The organism is Pseudogulbenkiania ferrooxidans 2002 (assembly GCF_000174355.1).
Lineage (GTDB): Bacteria > Pseudomonadota > Gammaproteobacteria > Burkholderiales > Chromobacteriaceae > Pseudogulbenkiania > Pseudogulbenkiania ferrooxidans.
Map to the genome: position 1 here is coordinate 1 of NZ_ACIS01000015.1, position 14,850 is coordinate 14,850.

General features: G+C 67.7%; 11 protein-coding genes. 2 read left to right on the forward strand and 9 right to left on the reverse strand.

Annotation, left to right across the window (positions count from 1 at the left end; all coding sequences use genetic code 11):
- The 6 genes from FURADRAFT_RS18960 to FURADRAFT_RS18985 all read right to left on the reverse strand — a co-directional run.
- On the reverse strand, positions 1 to 742 hold a 742-nt coding region (locus FURADRAFT_RS18960), incomplete at its 3' end, for a glycosyl transferase group 1 (protein WP_008955789.1).
- The gene (locus tag FURADRAFT_RS18965; protein WP_008955790.1) at positions 712 to 1,992 is read right to left on the reverse strand and encodes a glycosyltransferase family 4 protein; all 1,281 of its coding nucleotides are present in this window, start codon (positions 1,990 to 1,992) and stop codon (positions 712 to 714) included. The genes FURADRAFT_RS18960 and FURADRAFT_RS18965, both read right to left, overlap by 31 nt.
- Positions 1,993 to 2,146: 154 nt before the next feature.
- Complete coding sequence (locus tag FURADRAFT_RS18970; RefSeq protein ID WP_008955791.1) at positions 2,147 to 3,517, reverse strand: NAD(P)(+) transhydrogenase (Re/Si-specific) subunit beta; 1,371 nt, start codon at positions 3,515 to 3,517, stop codon at positions 2,147 to 2,149.
- Positions 3,518 to 3,526: 9 nt separating this feature from the next.
- Positions 3,527 to 3,823, reverse strand: a complete 297-nt coding sequence (locus FURADRAFT_RS18975; protein WP_008955792.1) for a proton-translocating transhydrogenase family protein — start codon at positions 3,821 to 3,823, stop codon at positions 3,527 to 3,529.
- 17 nt (positions 3,824 to 3,840) lie between these two features.
- The gene (locus FURADRAFT_RS18980) at positions 3,841 to 5,004 is read right to left on the reverse strand and encodes a Re/Si-specific NAD(P)(+) transhydrogenase subunit alpha (protein WP_008955793.1); all 1,164 of its coding nucleotides are present in this window, start codon (positions 5,002 to 5,004) and stop codon (positions 3,841 to 3,843) included.
- A gap of 230 nt (positions 5,005 to 5,234) precedes the next feature.
- Positions 5,235 to 5,990, reverse strand: a complete 756-nt coding sequence (locus tag FURADRAFT_RS18985; protein ID WP_008955794.1) for a sulfite exporter TauE/SafE family protein — start codon at positions 5,988 to 5,990, stop codon at positions 5,235 to 5,237.
- Positions 5,991 to 6,190: 200 nt separating this feature from the next.
- Between FURADRAFT_RS18985 and ugpQ the strand changes: the two genes are divergently transcribed.
- The gene (gene ugpQ / locus FURADRAFT_RS18990) at positions 6,191 to 6,937 is read left to right on the forward strand and encodes a glycerophosphodiester phosphodiesterase (protein WP_008955795.1); all 747 of its coding nucleotides are present in this window, start codon (positions 6,191 to 6,193) and stop codon (positions 6,935 to 6,937) included.
- Positions 6,938 to 7,151: 214 nt separating this feature from the next.
- Here ugpQ and glpD read toward each other — a convergent pair whose 3' ends face one another.
- On the reverse strand, positions 7,152 to 8,651 hold the full coding sequence (gene glpD / locus FURADRAFT_RS18995; protein WP_008955796.1) for a glycerol-3-phosphate dehydrogenase: 1,500 nt from the start codon (positions 8,649 to 8,651) through the stop codon (positions 7,152 to 7,154).
- Positions 8,652 to 8,932: 281 nt separating this feature from the next.
- On the opposite strand from glpD, the gene FURADRAFT_RS19000 reads away from it, so the two are divergent.
- Positions 8,933 to 11,563 carry a sensor domain-containing diguanylate cyclase gene (locus tag FURADRAFT_RS19000; RefSeq protein ID WP_008955797.1) on the forward strand — a complete coding sequence of 877 codons (2,631 nt, stop codon included), beginning with the start codon at positions 8,933 to 8,935 and terminating at the stop codon, positions 11,561 to 11,563.
- Here FURADRAFT_RS19000 and mnmE read toward each other — a convergent pair.
- Both mnmE and yidC read right to left on the reverse strand, forming a co-directional pair.
- Positions 11,522 to 12,874, reverse strand: a complete 1,353-nt coding sequence (gene mnmE / locus FURADRAFT_RS19005) for a tRNA uridine-5-carboxymethylaminomethyl(34) synthesis GTPase MnmE (protein ID WP_008955798.1) — start codon at positions 12,872 to 12,874, stop codon at positions 11,522 to 11,524. The genes FURADRAFT_RS19000 and mnmE overlap by 42 nt on opposite strands.
- Positions 12,875 to 13,184: 310 nt before the next feature.
- Entirely contained in the window at positions 13,185 to 14,837 is a 1,653-nt protein-coding gene (yidC, locus tag FURADRAFT_RS19010) for a membrane protein insertase YidC (protein WP_008955799.1), read from the reverse strand.
- Between the last annotated feature and the right edge of the window lie 13 nt (positions 14,838 to 14,850).

Consider the following 14,850-nt stretch of genomic DNA (forward strand, 5'->3'; position numbering starts at 1 on the left):
CCAGTTCCGCCGCCGCCGCACCGTCACCGACGATCAGCCAGTGCAGATGGCGCCCCTCCGCCAGCAGCCGCCGGTAGCACGCCGCCATCAGCCGGTACGAGGCCATCTTGTCGCCCGGGCGCAGCATCGCCACGCTGATCAGCCAGGGCCGCGCCGGGTCGAGCCCGGCTTCGCGCGCCAGCTCCCCCCGCGGGCGGCGCCGCGCCAACGTCGTGGTGTCGATGAACGGCGGCAGCCGGCGCAGCACCCGCAGCGGGTTGGCCAGGATCGTCGCCAGGCCGGGCTCGTCGCGCGGGTTGACGATGAAGATGCGTGCCGCCTGGCGGATCGCCGCCACGCAGTCGGACAGGTTGTCCTGCCACAGCCCGCCTTCCTGCTGCGGCGCGTGCGAGGCCTCGCACAGCAGGTAGGGGATGCCGAGCGCGCGGCACACCGCCGGGCCGATCCAGTCCGGCGCCTTGTGGTAGAGGTGGTAGGTGAACCAGGCCTGCGGCCGCTCCTCCGGCGGACGGGCGCGATAGGCGGCGATCAGCGCCGCGGCGCGGCGTTCGGCGCGCGCCTTGAGCCGCTGTTGCTGGCGCGGATCACCGACGCCGTCGTAGCTGCGCAGGCTGGAGGCCAGCTCCACTTGCCAGCCGGCCAGGCGCAGACCGCGCAGCAACAGCCGCGCCAGCGTGCGGTCGCCGGACGGCACCGGGTGGCGCGGCGATTTCAATGGGGCGTAGAAGGCGAGACGGGGCATGCTGCCTCCGTAGCGGGAAGAGGGGTGTCAAAACAGGCCAGCAGCCGCTCGATGCCGCGCTCCATGGCGAACTCGCGGCGCACCCGCTCGGCGCCGGCCTGGGCCAGGCGCTGGCGCAGGCCGGGGTCGGCGATCAGCCGCGCCAGCGCCGCGCCGAGCGCCGCCACGTCGCCGGGTTCCACCAGCACGCCGCTCACGCCGTCCTCGATCAGTTCGGGGATGCCCGACAGCCGCGTCGACAGGCAGCACACACCCTGGCTCTGCGCTTCCATCAGCACGTTGGGCAGGCCGTCGCGGTCGCCGTCGTCGACCACCTTGCACGGCAGCGCGAAGAGATCGGCCTGGCGGTAGGCCGGCAGCACCTCTTGCTGCGGCAGCGCGCCCAGCCAGCGGATGTTGTCGGCCAGCCCGAGCCGCTCCGCCTGGCGTTTGAGTTCCGGCAGCAGCGTGCCGCCGCCGATGTGGCTCAGGCGCCAGTGCTGCCCGGGCGGCAGCGTCGCCAGCGCCGCGAGCAGGTCGTCGTAGCCCTTCTTGGCCACGGCGCGGCCCACCGACAGCAGCTCCACCGGGTGCGCCGGGTCGCTGCCGTCGCGCGCGGCCGGGGGCGCGGGCGGCGGCGGAAAGCGCGCGAAGCTGATGCCGTGGTAGACCAGATGCACCTTGCCGCGCCCCTCAGGCAACGCCGAGAGGTAGTCGTGGTTGGCGCGGGTGCAGGTGGCGAGCCACTGCATGTCGGCCAGCTTGGCGCGGATTTCCCACTCCGGCTGGGTCCACACGTCCTTGGCGTGCGCCGACGCCGCCCACGGCAGGCCGCTCAGGCGCGCGGCGTAGCGCGTCACCGAACCGGGGGTGTGGATGAAATGCACGTAGAGCTGCTCGATCTCGGGCGGGCACTCCGCCGCCAGCACCAGTGCCTGGCCGAAACGGCGCACCCGGTTGGGGGTGAAGTCGCGCGCGAGGTCGGCGAGGAACAGCCGCCAGGTCGCCCACAGCGCCGCCGGCCGGCGCAGCGCCAGCAACGCGGCACGCAGCACGCGCCACGGCTGCTGGTACAGGTACTCCGGCAGATACACCACGCGGGCGCGGATCTCGTCGTGCACCGGGTGGCGCTCCAGGTCGGTGGGGTGGCGCAGCGAAAACAGCGTCAGCGTGAAGCCGCGCGCCTCCAGCTCGCGCAGCTCCTGCGCGATGAAGGTTTCGGAAAGGCGCGGGTAGCCTTTCAGGACGACGCCGAGGTGGCGGGTTGGCATGGTGGGGTTCCGGTCGCTCTGTTGGGTTGTGGCCGAGACCATTCCAGTATCGACCAGTTTTGCGCGCCATGCCGTGGCTTCGCGCGGGCGACAAAAAACCGCCCGGCCGTTGCCGGCCGGGCGGTCGATCTTTCAAGGTTGGCCCAAGCCGGCGTTAATGCGCCACGCTCTTCACCAGGTCTTCCACCACCTTCTTGGCGTCGCCGAACACCATCATGGTCTTGTCCATGTAGAACAGCTCGTTGTCCAGACCGGCGTAACCGGCGTTCATCGAGCGTTTGACCACCACCACGGTGCGCGCCTTGTGCGCCTCCAGGATCGGCATGCCGTAGATCGGGCTTGCCTTGTCCTTCTGCGCCGCCGGGTTCACCACGTCGTTGGCGCCGATCACCAGCACCACGTCGGTGTTGGCGAAGTCGGAGTTGATCTCCTCCATCTCCTGCACCTGCTCGTACGGTACCTCGGCTTCAGCCAGCAGCACGTTCATGTGCCCCGGCATGCGGCCCGCCACCGGGTGGATGGCGTAGCGCACCTTCACCCCGGCCTCGTGCAGCAACTCGGCGAACTCCTGCAGCGCGTGCTGCGCACGCGACACCGCCAGGCCGTAACCCGGCACGATGATCACGCTGTCGGCGTTGCTCATCAGGAAGCCGGCGTCCTCGGCCGAGCCCGACTTGTAGTTCTTCGGACCCGACGCGCCCGCCGCCGCCGCGGCCGGTTCGGCGCCGAAGCCGCCCAACAGCACGCTGACGATGGAGCGGTTCATCGCCCGGCACATGATGTAGGACAGGATGGCACCGGAGGAACCGACGCAGGCGCCGGCGATGATCAGCACCGGGTTGTTCAGGGTGAAGCCGATGCCCGCCGCCGCCCAGCCCGAGTACGAGTTCAGCATCGACACCACCACCGGCATGTCGGCGCCGCCGATCGGAATGATCAACGTCACGCCCAGCACCAGCGCCACCGCCACCATCGCCAGGAAGGCGGCGTGGCTATCGCTGACGAAGTAGACGATGCCGAAGCCCACCATGGCGATGGCCAGGATCAGGTTGAGCAGGTGCTGGCCGCTAAACGACACCGCCTTGGAGCCGAACTTGCCCGACAGCTTGCCGAACGCCACCACCGAGGCGGTGAAAGTGATCGCGCCGATGAAGGCGCCGATGAACAGCTCGACCTTCTGCACCGGGGTATGCTCCACCCCGCTGTGGAAGATCGCCGCCACCGCGATCAGCACCGCCGAGAGGCCGACCAGCGAGTGCATCGCCGCCACCAGCTCCGGCATGCCGGTCATCTCGACGGTCTTGGCGCGCCACGCCCCGATCACCGCACCGCCGGCGATGGCTGCGCCGATCAGCGCCAGCACCGGCTTGTCCATGATCAGGAAGGTGGTGACCACGGCGATCAGCATGCCCACCATGCCGTACAGGTTGCCGCGCAAGGCGGACACGGGGCTGGACAGCCCCTTCAGCGCGAGGATGAACAGCACCGCCGCGATCAGGTAGAGGATTGCAGAGATATTTTCCATGGCGGCTCCTTACCTTTTCTTCTTCTTGAACATATCGAGCATGCGCTGGGTCACCAGGAAGCCGCCGAAGATGTTGATGCTGGCCAGGAAGATGCCGATGGCGCCGAGCACGGACGTCAGGGTGATGGCCTCACCGTTGATGTCCACCACCTGCAGCAGCGCCCCGACCACGATGATGCCCGAAATGGCGTTGGTCACCGCCATCAGCGGGGTGTGCAGCGCCGGGGTGACGTTCCACACCACGTGATAGCCGACGAACACGGCCAGCACGAACACGGTCAGACTGGTGATGAAAGGATCGATCATGATGCTCTCCTGGAAGGTCAGGCCCGCGTCGCGGCCGGCTGGGCGGCGGCGGCGGACGGGGAGGAAGGTTGGCCGAAGCGCACCGCGCCGTCGTGGGTGATCAGCGTGGCGGCCAGGAGGTCGTCTTCCAGGTTGAGGGTGAAACCGTCCTTGCTCAGCATCAGCGACAGGAAGGTCAAGAGGTTGCGCGCGTACAGGCTGGAGGCGTCCGCCGCCACCAGCGCCGGCAGGTTGGTGGTGCCGACCACGGTCACGCCGTTGTCGGTCACGCTCACCTCGCCCGGCACCGTCAGCGCGCAGTTGCCGCCGGCCTCCGCCGCGATGTCGATGATCACCGAGCCCGGCTTCATCGCCCGCACCACCTCGGCGCTGATCAGCTGCGGTGCCTTCTTGCCCGGGATCAGCGCGGTGGTGATGATGATGTCCGCCGCCATGGCGTGCTTGGTCACCAGCTCCGCCTGACGGCGCTTGTAGTCGTCCGACATCTCCTTGGCGTAGACCCCGTCGCTGGCCGCCTTCTCCTCATCGGTCATCGGCACCTCGATGAACTTGGCGCCGAGCGACTCCACCTGCTCCTTGGTGGACGGGCGCACGTCGGTCGCCTCCACCACCGCGCCCAGGCGCTTGGCGGTGGCGATGGCCTGCAGCCCCGCCACGCCCACGCCCATGATCAGCACGCGCGCCGGCTTCACCGTGCCGGCGGCAGTCATCAGCATCGGCATGAAGCGCGGGTAGTAGTGCGTGGCCAGCAGCACCGCGCGGTAGCCGGCGATGTTGTTCTGACTGGAGAGCACGTCCATGCTCTGCGCGCGCGTGGTACGCGGCAAGAGTTCCATGGCGAAGGCCGACAGCTTCTTGGCCGCCATCGCCGCCAGGTGTGGGTTGGCGTAGGGGTTCATCAGCGAGACGACGGTGGCGCCGGTCTTGAACTCGGCGATCTGGTCGGCCTCGGGCGGGCGCACCTGGAGCACGATGTCGGCGTTGGCGAGCGCGCTGGCGCGGTTCGCCGCCAGGCTGGCGCCGGCGTCGGCGTAGGCCGCATCGGGGACGGCGGACAGGCGTCCGGCCCCCGACTCGACGACCACGGTGTGACCCATGGCGACGAGTTTTTTCACCGTTTCCGGTGTAGCGGCCACGCGCGCCTCGCCAGCCAGACGTTCGGCTGGAATTGCGATCTGCATGGTCAGTTCCTCAGTTGTGTGAAAAGCGTTAGTAAAGACGGCAAACGGCTGTTATCCCCGAAGATTAAACAGCCGTTCGTTTTATCTTTATGTATTTATTTGTTATTAAGCGTAGCGCTTTTATACTTTTGCGACAAATTTTGCGGAAAACTTGTCCACTGTCAATGCGACTTTAGATGTCCCAGATTGCACCGGCATGTCTTGCTCCGCTGTCAATCCGACTCCAAACGTCACCCCAGCATGTCGTAGGCGAACTTGCCGATCAGCCCGGTCACCAGGATCAGGAACAACACCCGCACCAGCCCGGCTCCGCCCTTGATGGCAATGCGGCTCCCGACCTGGGCACCGACGATGTTCGACAACGCCATCGGAATGCTCACCGCGTACAGAATGTTGCCGGTGGTGACAAAAAACGACAGTGCCGCGATATTGGTCGCCAGGTTCACCACCTTGGCCGCGGCCGAGGCGTGCAGAAAGTCGAAGGCGAAACAGCGCACGAACAGGAAAATCAGGAACGTCCCGGTACCCGGCCCGAAAATGCCGTCGTAGAAGCCGATGCCGCCGCCGATCAGCAGCGCCAGCCGCTTCTCCCGCGCGGTGACCGCCGTCGGCTTGTGCACCCGCCCCAGATCCTTCTTCTTCAAGGTATACAGCGCCATCGCGATCAACAGCACCAGCACCACTGGTTTCATCACCTGCTTCGGCACGTGGCTCGCCGCGGTGGCGCCGGCGAACGACAGCAGGAAGGCCGCGCCGGTGGCCGGCAGAATCAGGCCCCACGCCATCCTCACCCGTTTGACGAAGCTGCGCGTGGCGCTGGCGGTACCGAACACCGAGGCGAACTTGTTGGTGCCCAGCAGCGTGGCCGGAGCCTGCGTCGGCAAACCGTTGAACAGCGCCGGCAGCTGGATCAGTCCACCGCCACCGACTGCCGAATCGATCATGCCGGCAAAAAACGCCATCAGGCATAGAAAAACCATTTCCATTGGGCTATTTCTTCTATTTGTTGCGCCGCACAAGCCATGATGACAGTAACTTTTTGTCACACGAGCTGTAAAGCAGGGTTTACGATTAAGGGAAAACGCGAGACCGTAAAGCATAATCGATTCCAACGTTTTTCACGTTGGGGCGGCAATGAGCCGCTTGTCATGCCGCCCGTCATCCCGATCGAGGTACCGAAGTGACCATGCCGTTATGGCCCTATCCGCTGGTATTCGCCCATCGTCTAGGCGGAGCGCTGGCACCGGAAAACACCCTGGCAGGCTTGTTGATCGCGGCACGGCTGGGCGTACGCGCGGTGGAGTGCGACGTCAAGCTGTCGGCCGACGGCGAGCCGTTCCTGTTGCACGACGACACCCTGCAGCGCACCACCAACGGTGCCGGCCCGGCCCGCGCGCTGACGTTGGCGCAGCTGCGCGAACTGGACGCCGGCAGCCGCTTCCACGCCGCCTTCGCCGGCGAAGCGTTGCCGCTCCTGGAGGAGCTGGCCACGCTGTGCCGCAGTGGCGGCATCCAGGTCAACCTCGAGATCAAGCCCTGCCCGGGGCGCGAGGCCGAAACCGGGCGCGTGGTCGCCCGCGCGGCGCGGCGGCTATGGCAGCGCGCCGCAGTGCCGCCGCTGCTGTCGTCGTTCTCGGCCGAGGCGCTGCACGCCGCCCGCATCGCGGCACCGGAGTTGCCACGCGGCCTGCTGTTTGACACGGTGCCGGCCAACTGGCGCGCCCAGCTTGACGCCGTCGGCGCCCTGGCGCTGCACTGCCACCACGCCAGCCTCAACCTGGCGTTGGTCGAATCCATCCACAGCGCCGGCTACGCCGTCATGGCCTACACCGTGAACGACGTCATGGAAGCGCGGCTGCTGCAGTCCTGGGGGGTCGACATGCTGTGCACCGACCGCCCGGACCGATTGGGAGAGCTGCAAAGCCGGGTCTAGCCCATCCCATGAGGTGGCTGTGCCTTCGCATCTTGAGTGCTGGCGGACGGCGTGCAAATCTCTCGCTGAGCCAATCGAAGATTGGCACGCAGGGATTTGCACGCCGTCATTCGCTCCGCGATACGGAATCCTCAGCTACGGCATGATCATTCCGGTTACTGTGCTCCGGTAGCACTCAACCTGCCTTGGCTCGCTCACCCACTGGAACGGACTTTCAGTCCATCCCCAACCCCGCATAGCGCCTCTCCCACTCGGCAGCAAAAGCCTGGCGCTCGGCCGCGCTCATCGCCAGCCCGCACTTGCTGCGGCGCCACAATACGTCGTCCGGCTGGCGTGCCCACTCCTCCCTGATCAGGTATTCCACCTCGCGCTGGTACAGGCCGCCGCCATGGTTGGTGCCGAGGTCGGCCAGCGCCGTCGCTTCTTGCAGCAGCCGCTCGATCAGGCTGCCGTGGCGCTGCAGCAGCGCCGTCAGCAGGGTTGCCGGCAGCCAGGGATAACGCTGCGCCAGCTGGTGCCGGTAGGCGCTCAGCGTCAGCGTCGGCAAGACGCCGCCGGGCAGCGCCGGGGGCGGCTCGTCCGGCAGCTCCAGGTCGAAGTGGCCGGCCAGCCGTGTCAGCGCGGCGCGCGCCAGCTGGCGATGCGTGGTGAGCTTGCCGCCAAACACCGACAACAGCGGCACGTCGCTGCCGTCGAGTTCCAGATGGTAGTCGCGCGTCACCGCCGTGGCGCTGGGCGAGCCGTCGTCGAACAGCGGCCTCACCCCGGCAAAGCTCCACACCACATCCTGCGGCCGGATCGGGCGCACGAAATACTCGTTCACCACGCGGCACAGGTAGTCGATCTCCTCCGCGCTCGCCGCCAGTGTCGCCGGGTCGCCGTCGAACGGCACGTCGGTGGTGCCGATCAGGGTGTAGTCGCCGTACGGCAGCACGAACACCACGCGGCGGTCGCCGTTTTGCAGCAGGTAGGCGTGCTCGCCCTCGTAGCAGCGCGGCACCACGATGTGGCTGCCCTTGACCAGTCGCAGGCGGGAGCGTCCGGCGTGACCCAGGCTGGTTTCCAGCACCCGTTCCACCCACGGACCGGCGGCGTTCACCAGTGCGCTTGCCGTCACCGTGCGCGGCGCACCGGAAGAATCCGCCAGGCGCGCCAGCCAGCCCCCCTCGCTGCGGCAGGCGCCTTCCAGGCGGGTGCGGGTCAGCACGTCGGCGCCGTACTCGCGCGCCTGCATCGCGTTGAGCACCACCAGCCGGGCGTCGTCGACCCAGCAATCGGCGTAGCTGAAGCCGGTATGGTAGCGCGGGCGCAGCGGCGCCCCGGCCGGATGCTGCGCCAGCGTCAGGCGCTGGCTGGCCGGCAGCTGCTCGCGGCTGCCGAGGTGGTCGTACAGCAGCAGCCCGAGGCGGATCATCCACACCGGGCGCAGCGCCTTGTGATGCGGCAGGATGAAGGTCAGCGGGCGGATGATGTGCGGCGCCATCGCCAGCAGCACCTCGCGCTCCGCCAGCGCCTCGCGCACCAGGCGGAACTCGCCATACTCCAGGTAACGCAGGCCGCCGTGGATCAGCTTGCTCGACGCCGACGAGGTATGCGCCGCCAGGTCGTCCTGCTCCACCAGCAGCACCGAGAGTCCGCACTGGGCCGCCAGGTTGGCGATGCCACAGCCGTTGATACCGCCCCCCACCACCAGCACATCGTAATGATCTCGCATCGTTGCCCCATCCCGTTTGGCTGTCCTGCTTTCAGCATACGACATGGTGCCGGCGCAAGGAGGGCGGCGGTGGTCAATAGCGCCGGCACATGGGCGGCGCCATGGGCCGCCAGCCCCCACCGCGATCCGATGCCACAACCAGGTAAAAATTTGTTCGGCATCTACTCATTCGGCATGGTGGACGGTATTTTTCCGGTAGAATGTCGGGCACCATGGCACTCGCTGCGTCCCGGTGCCATTCCGGCTCATGCCCACTAACCCGACCCTAGTCCGACAACACCATGTGGAATGCTACCCGCCTGCGTCTGGCAGCGGCTCTCGTCGTGCTGGCCACCGTGCTGGCCCTGCCAGCCTACTGGCTGCGCCTGGAGCACAGCCACGACGTCTTGCGGGCGCAGGCGTTGCAGCAGAGCGCCCTGCACGCCGAGCAGATGGCGGCCGCGCTGGCCGACAGCCAGGCCGGCGCGCTGGCCAACGTCGACTTCGCGCTGCAGGGCCTGCGCGCGGAATACCTGGTGGCGCCCGAGCAGGTGGCGCTGCACGCCAGGCAGATCATCGCCACCTTCCCGGCCGGCATGCTGAGCCAGATCGCGGTGATCAACGCCGACGGCTACCTGACCTTCTCCAGCCTGAACGACTCGCTGCACGTCTACCTGGGTGACCGCGACCACTTCAAGGTGCACGCCATCAGCCGCACCGACCAGATCTACATCAGCAAGCCGGTGCTGGGGCGGGTGTCCCAGGCCTGGAGCATCCAGTTCTCGCGCCCGATGTACCGCGACGGTAAGTTTGCCGGGGTGATGGTGTTCTCGATTGCGCCGGACTTCTTCATCAACCGTTTCGGCGCGCTGCGCCTGGGGCCGAACGACACCCTGGCGCTGTTGCGCAGCGATGGCCGCTTTCTGGCGCGCAATCGGCTGCAGGACAAGGCGATGGGGCAGCCGTTCGACTTCAACGCGCCGTTCCGCGGCCCGTCCCCCGCCGCGCATGGCAGCTTCCGCCTGACTTCCACGCTCGACCACGTGCCGCGCATCCACGCCTGGCAGCTGCTGGAGGTGTTCTCGCTGATCGCCGTGGTCGGTTTCGACGAGCGCGCCGTGCTGGCACCGGTCGAGCGCACCATCGCCGCCAGCCGCGAACAGAGCACGGTGGGGTCGCTGCTGCTGGCCGGCTGCGCCGCGGCCCTCGCGCTGCTGCTGTTGCGCCTGGCGCGTCAGCAGCACGCGCTGGACGAGAGCGAGGCGCGTTATAGCGGCCTGTTCGAGAACAACGCCGCCATCAAGCTGCTGGTCGACCCGGCCGGCGCCCGCATCGTCGACGCCAACCCCGCCGCCGCCGAGTTCTACGGCTACCCGCGCGAGGTGCTGGCGCGGATGCGCCTGCCGCAGCTGATCTCGCTGCCGGCCGAGGTGCTGCAGCGCGAAATGGAGCGCGCGCTGTCCGGCGAGAGCGCCCGCTTCAGCTGCGTCCACCACCTCGCCAACGGCGAGCAGCGCCAGGTCGAGGTCTACACCGGGCCGGGCCCATTGGACGGCCGCAACCTGCTGCACTGCATTGTGCACGACGTCAGTCCCCGCCATGAACTGGCGCGGCGGCTGCGGCACAGCGAGGAACAACTCCAGGCCCTGTTCGACAGCGTGGCCATGGGTGTCGCCGTGGTCGACGCCGACGGCGCGGTGAGCGCCGCCAACCCGCTGGCGCGGCGCCTGCTGGGGCTCGACGAGGCGGGCTGGATGCGGCCCGAGCGCTGGCTGGTGCACCCGGACGGCACGCCGCTTGCCGCCGCTCAGGCACAAGGACTGGCGGCGGTGCGCGACGCGGCCCCGCTCGAGCACGAACAGCTCGGCATCGCCAGCCATGGCGCCGAACCGCAGTGGCTGTCGCTCAGTGCCCGTCCGCTCGGCGGCGACGCCCAGGGCCGGACACCCGCGGCGCTGCTGGCATTCAGCGACGTCTCGCCGCTCCTGGCCGGCCAGGCGGCGCAACGGCTGGCGCAGTCGGTGTTCGACGCCGCCAGCGAAGGCATCATGGTGACCGATCTCGACAGCGTCATCGTCACGGTCAACCACGCCTTCAGCCTGCGCAGCGGCTACAGCGCCGACGAGATCGTCGGCCACACCCCCGCCATGCTGGCCTCGGGCTGGCACGATGAGGCCTTCTACCGGACGCTGTGGCAACGCCTGCGCCAGGACGGCCATTGGGAGGGCGAGATCAACAACTGCCGCAAGAATGGCACGGTGCAGGCCGAGTGGCTGAAGATTTCGGTGCTGGCCGACGAACAGGGCCGGCCCAGCCACTACGTTGCGCTGTTCAGCGACATCTGCCCCGAGCGGCAGCGCCAGCAGGCAGCCTGGCAGCAGGCCCACTGCGACACCCTGACCGGTCTGCCCAACCGCACCCTGCTGCTGGCCCGGACGTCGCGCGCCATGGCACGCGCCGAGGCACACGGCCAGCGCGTCGCGCTGCTCTATCTCGATCTGGAGCGCTTCCAGCCGATTGCCGCGCGCTACGGCGAAGCAGCCGGCGAGCAGCTGCTGCGTCAGGTCGGGCGGCGTTTGGAGAATGGCTTGCGCCCGCAGGATTGCGTGGCGCGGCTGGGGTGTGACGAATTCGCGGTCCTGCTGGCCGACCTGCCGCAGGACGCCACCGCCATCGCCGAACGGGTGGAGCCGCTGCTGGCGCGGCTGGCCAATCCGTTCATGCTGGGCAAGCACCGTGTCGAGATCGCGCTGCGCGTCGGCGTCGCGGTGTATCCCGGCGACGGCAACGAGCCCGCCCACCTGCTTGCCCGTGCCGAGTTGCTGTCCCGTTCCGGCACCCCGGGTGCCCCGTTGCTGCTGGCGTCGGGGAGCCCGCCGGGCCGAGGGGGCTTACTTGCCGATGCAGAAGCGGCTGAAGATCACCCCGAGTAGATCGTCCGGGGTGAATTCGCCGGTCACTTCCGACAGCGCGTGCTGCGCCAGGCGCAGCTCCTCGGCGAACAGCTCCACCTGCTGCCACACCGTCTCGGCCAGCGCCAGGTGCTCGGCGGCACGGCGGATGGCGTCGAGGTGGCGTTCGCGCGCCAGGAACACCCCTTCGCTGGCGCCACGGTAGCCGATCATCTCCAGCAGCTTGGCGCGCAGCAGCTCCACCCCGGCCAGGGTGCGCGCCGACAGCCGCACCACCGGATGGCCGTCTTCTTCGGCCAACCCCGGCGCTTCGCCCGACAGGTCCACCTTGTTGAACACGAACACGCGCGGCAGGCGTTCCGGCAGCTTGGCCAGGATGGCGCTCACTTCGGCGCCCACCCCCTCGCGGCTGTCCACCAGCACCAGTACCAGGTCGGCACGCTGCACCGCCTGCCAGGTGCGCTCGATGCCGATCTTCTCCACCACGTCGTCGGTGTCCCTGAGGCCGGCGGTATCGATCACGTGCACCGGCACGCCGTCGATGACGATCTCCTCGCGCAGCGTGTCGCGCGTGGTGCCGGCGATGTCGGTGACGATGGCGACGTCGTCGCCCGCCAGCGCGTTCAAGAGCGACGACTTGCCGACGTTGGGCTGCCCCACCAGCACCACGTGCATGCCCTCGCGCAGGATCGCGCCCTGGCGCGCCGTGGCCTGCACCTGGGAGAGCCGGGCGCGCACCCCGCCGAGCTTGCCGCGCGCGTCGGCGGCCTCGAGAAAGTCGATCTCCTCGTCCGGAAAGTCGAGCGTGGCCTCCACCAGCATCCTGAGCGTGATCAGCTCGTCCACCAGCTGGTGGATCTCGTGCGAGAACGCGCCCTTGAGCGATTTGAGCGCACTCTTCGCCGCGGTCTCGCTGGACGCGTCGATCAGGTCGGCCACGCTCTCGGCCTGCGCCAGATCGAGCTTGTCGTTGAGGAAGGCGCGCTTGGTGAACTCGCCCGGCTCGGCCAGCCGCGCCCCCAGCTCGAGGCAGCGCGAGAGCAGCATGTTGAGCACCACCGGCCCGCCGTGGCCCTGCAGCTCCAGCACATCCTCGCCGGTGAATGAGTTCGGGCCGGGGAAGTACAGCATCAGGCCGTTGTCGATGGCCGTGCCGTCGGCGGCGACGAAGTCGCTGTAGGTGGCGTAGCGCGGCTGCGGGGTCTTGCCGCCCGAGATGGCCTGGGCAAACGGCAGCAAACCACGGCCGGAGACGCGGATGACGCCGACGCCGCCACGGCCGGGAGCGGTGGCGATGGCGCAGATGGTGGTCGGAGTGTAGGCAAGCGACATGGTGGCGATCCTGCGGCAAAGGCGGAAAAGACGGAAAAATCTGGCCGAAACGGTCTCTGAGCCTATTTCATTAGGCGGCTGCGCCTTTGCATCTTGAGCGCCGGCAGTGCGCGGAATCCTCATGTACTGTGTGTACATTCCGGTTCCTGTGCGCTGGCTGCCCTCAACCTGCTTGGGCTCGCTCGCCTCCTGAAATAGACTTTTGTTTAGACCGTTTCGGGCAAGTTTTTCTCTGGCTGGCCACGCCCAGCGTGCCAGGAAAAAAGCCCGGCCATCAAGGCCGGGCTCGTCATCGGGAGTGCAAAGCGGCTCAGGACTGCAGCGCCAGCTTCTTGGCCTTCTCGATCTGCTTGTTGATGTACCACTGCTGGGCGATCGACAGCACGTTGTTCACCACCCAGTACAGCACCAGACCGGCCGGGAAGAAGAAGAACATCGCCGAGAACGCCAACGGCATGATCTTCATCATCTTCGCCTGCATTGGGTCGGCCGGCGGCGGGTTCAGGAAGGTCTGCAGGAACATGGTGATGGCCATGATCGCCGGCAGCACGTAGAACGGGTCCGGGCGGGCCAGATCGTTGATCCACAGCGTCCACGGCGCCTGGCGCAGCTCGACCGAAGCCAGCAGCGACCAGTACAGGCCGATGAACACCGGAATCTGGATCACCATCGGCAGGCAGCCGCCGAGCGGGTTGACCTTCTCGCTCTTGTACATCTCCATCACGGCCTGCTGCATCTTCATGCGGTCGTCGCCGTACTGCTCCTTCAGGCGTTCCAGACGCGGCGCCAGCGCCTTCATCTTGCCCATCGAGCGGTACGAGGCGGCGGTCAGCGGGTAGAACAGCGCCTTCACGGTCAGCGTCAGCAGGATGATCGCCCAGCCCCAGTTGTTCACCAGCGCGTGCAGCTTGGTCAAGAGCCAGAACAGCGGCGAGGCGAAGATGTGCACCCAGCCGTAGTCCTTGGCGTACTCCATGCCGTCGGCCACCTTGGTGATGATGTCGAACTCTTCCGGACCGGCGTACAGCGGCACGGTGATCGAGCGGCTGGCGCCCGGCGCGATGGCCGGCAGATCCACCAGCGTGGCGGCGGAGAACAGACCGTTGCTGCTCTTCAGCTCGAAGCGGCACGGCTGGCCGGCGGCGCACACGCTCTGGCCGCCCAGCGGCTTGATGATCCAGGCGCTCATGAAGTAGTGCTGCAGCATCGACACCCAACCGTTGTCGGCGCTCTTGACGTAGTCACCCTTGCCCTTGGTCAGATCGTCGAACGACACCTTCTGGAACTTGCCGTCGGTGGTGTACACCGCCGGGCCGGTGAAGGTGCTCGCAAAGCGGCCTTCGCCTTCCGGCTTCTGGCCGTCGCGCAGCAGGCGGAAGTAGGCGGTCGGGGCGACCGGCGCGCTGCCGCTGTTGCTGATGTCGTAACGCACGTCGATGTCGTAGGCGCCCTTCTTGAAGGTGTATACCTTGCTTACCTTGACGCCGTTGGCTTCAGGCGCGGTCAGCTTCACCTCCAGCTTGTCGCCGTTCATCTGGTAGCTGGTCTTCTCGGCCGTGAACACGGTCTTGTGCGTCGGCAGCGCCGGGTTGGAGGCAGCCACCAGACCGGTCTGCGCCACGTACACGCGGCCGCCCTTGTCGGTGAACAGCTCGAACGGCTTGCTGGCGTCCTCGGCGGCGTTGTGCTTCAGCAGATCCAGGCGACGCAGGTCACCCCCCACGGTGTCGATCTCCGCCTTGTAGAGGTCGGTGCTGACCGTGATGCGCTGGCCCGACGTCAGCTTGGCGGCATCGGCCGGCTGGGCTGCCGCGCTCGGGGCGGCCGGGGCTCCCGGCGCACCCGCCGTAGTCTGGCTCTTGGCCAGCTGCTGCGGGGTCGGTTTGGGCGCAAAATATTCCTGCCAGAGCAGCAGGATGCTCATGGACAGAACGATGAAAATGATCAGTCGTTTGGAATCCATCTCTCGTTACCGG

What these genes read in the sequence shown, in the direction of transcription:
- FURADRAFT_RS18965 (WP_008955790.1), bottom strand. Translation starts at nt 1,992, where the DNA reads ATGCCAACCCGCCACCTCGGCGTCGTCCTGAAAGGCTACCCGCGCCTT.
- FURADRAFT_RS18970 (WP_008955791.1), bottom strand. Translation starts at nt 3,517, where the DNA reads ATGGAAAATATCTCTGCAATCCTCTACCTGATCGCGGCGGTGCTGTTC.
- FURADRAFT_RS18975 (WP_008955792.1), bottom strand. Translation starts at nt 3,823, where the DNA reads ATGATCGATCCTTTCATCACCAGTCTGACCGTGTTCGTGCTGGCCGTG.
- FURADRAFT_RS18980 (WP_008955793.1), bottom strand. Translation starts at nt 5,004, where the DNA reads ATGCAGATCGCAATTCCAGCCGAACGTCTGGCTGGCGAGGCGCGCGTG.
- FURADRAFT_RS18985 (WP_008955794.1), bottom strand. Translation starts at nt 5,990, where the DNA reads ATGGAAATGGTTTTTCTATGCCTGATGGCGTTTTTTGCCGGCATGATC.
- ugpQ (WP_008955795.1), top strand. Translation starts at nt 6,191, where the DNA reads ATGCCGTTATGGCCCTATCCGCTGGTATTCGCCCATCGTCTAGGCGGA.
- glpD (WP_008955796.1), bottom strand. Translation starts at nt 8,651, where the DNA reads ATGCGAGATCATTACGATGTGCTGGTGGTGGGGGGCGGTATCAACGGC.
- FURADRAFT_RS19000 (WP_008955797.1), top strand. Translation starts at nt 8,933, where the DNA reads ATGTGGAATGCTACCCGCCTGCGTCTGGCAGCGGCTCTCGTCGTGCTG.
- mnmE (WP_008955798.1), bottom strand. Translation starts at nt 12,874, where the DNA reads ATGTCGCTTGCCTACACTCCGACCACCATCTGCGCCATCGCCACCGCT.
- yidC (WP_008955799.1), bottom strand. Translation starts at nt 14,837, where the DNA reads ATGGATTCCAAACGACTGATCATTTTCATCGTTCTGTCCATGAGCATC.